Source organism: Mycobacterium sp., from assembly GCF_049683355.1.
In the GTDB taxonomy this organism is placed as follows: Bacteria; Actinomycetota; Actinomycetes; order Mycobacteriales; family Mycobacteriaceae; genus Mycobacterium.
This window is the reverse complement of the sequence record NZ_JBAUJB010000148.1, coordinates 1-1,784: the sequence shown is the minus strand read 5'-3', so window position 1 is coordinate 1,784 and position 1,784 is coordinate 1. Positions and strand designations below refer to the sequence as shown.

1 protein-coding gene is annotated in these 1,784 nt (G+C 63.8%); it reads right to left on the bottom strand.

Annotated elements, in window-relative coordinates; genetic code table 11:
* Position 1: 1 nt before the first annotated feature.
* Positions 2-1,624, bottom strand: a complete 1,623-nt coding sequence (locus WA944_RS09250; protein WP_526646793.1) for a hypothetical protein — start codon at positions 1,622-1,624, stop codon at positions 2-4.
* Positions 1,625-1,784 lie beyond the last annotated feature (160 nt).

The window sequence follows — 1,784 nt, the reverse complement described above, 5'->3', positions numbered from 1 at the left end:
TTTAAGAGCTGTCTTGAGTTTTCAGGCTGCGTTTGCCAGGATGCGCGCCTGGCCCATAGTTTCGGTGATGTGAATATCGATGTTCTGCAACGCTTTTCGTATCGGTGGTGGAGCTGGCGGCTGGTCGGCGGCCAGTAGCGGTCGTAGCAGCCGGTCGTGGACTTTGGTGTAGAAGATCGCAAATCGCAGTCCGTGCGCTGGTGAGGCGGTAGCGATTCTTGCCCGGAACCCGGGTGATCAAGCCGTTGGTCCGCAGCCGAGCCAGGTCGTAGCTGGCCTGGTTCATCGTGTAGGGCGTACCGCCCAGCAGTCCGGTCATCAAGGCGCGCAGGCTCTTGTTGGTGATGCCGGTGACGGCGAGCACGCTGGTGCGCAGGGCGCCCGCCAGGGCTTGGACCCGAGGGTCGCCGAACCGCAAGGCCGGGGCCCTCCTGCCATCCTCGGTGAGGGTGGGCTGGGCGATCCGCTCAACGGCTGGACTCGCCAGGACGCAGCCCTGACCGACACGTTCAGTATCGAGCAGGGCGGTGTTGACCGCCCGGGCGCGGGTCTGCAGCTCATCGAGATGAGCCAGGCGCCGCAGACAGCCCAGGTCGCCGGGGTCGTTGATGACGGTCTCGATCCGCAGCGCGCGGCCATCCTTCAGATACTGCTTGATGCGGGAGTGCCGGTAGAAAGCGTTGACGTTGACCTCGGTGCCGTAGGTGACGATCTTGGTCTTGAATTGACCGGCCGCCGGTCGACCGCGGCGTTGGCCGCGTTTGAAGATCCGCTCGATGAGTTCCGGGCGGCCGATGTCGAGGTTGTCGGTGACCAAGGCCTCGAAGAACCCGCGAGCGTGCCGGGGTGCGTCGAACACCAGGGTGCGTGAAGTCTCGATTTGGCGCATCGACAGTTCCCACCAATACCCTGCGGCGCGGTCATGCTCGGTCAGCGGCAGCGGCAGGATCGACCACCACCGTTCGGCGAACACCTGGATCGTTCCCGGGCCGAGCCGATCGCAGATCGCCTGCAACGCGGCGGGATCGTCACAGGTGGCGAACCCGTTGGACAGCTCGGTGAACCCAATGCCGGCCTTGGTGGCCTGCCGTTTGGCCCACTCATGTCCATTGCCCCAGATCTTCATCGGATACGGGAAGTAGGCGCAGATCTTCACAAACGCCAGCCCGAAATCATCGTCCCAGAGGTAAAAGTAAAAACAGGTGACCCGGCGCTGGGCCTTGGTGAAGGAGAACCACACGCCCGTGGTCTGTCCGCTGCGTTTGGTCGCCACAAACACCGGCGCGAACTCCTGCGCCACCCCGATCGCGGCTACCCCCGACCGACCGGTTGCCGCCTGTCGGGCCAGGTACGGCCGCATCCGATCGATCTTGCGGTCGTCCTTTCCGAACCGCACCACCGGGATCTTGTTGTCGCCGGCGAACCGGTCCACCGCCCTGCGGAACCCGGTGCCGATCTTCTCCATGATCGCCGGCGACGGAATCGGATAACCCAGATGCGCGGTCATGAACGACACCACCTGACCACCCACCTGCAGATTCGGCACATAGCCGTTCAGATAAATGCGATCCATGCACTCCAGATCGAGCGCCACATAACCGTCGAGCACATCATTCACAGTCACCGGCTTGTCCATGACCCTGAGCGTGACCGCAGCTCACGCTCGCCACAAGACCCCAGACTCGGCGGTCAGAGGCGAAGCCTCACTGGTCCAACGCCCACTAATCTCGCCCGGGCCCAGCGAACCGAAACCAACTTCCTCGCAGCGCCTTCGTGGGGCAGCC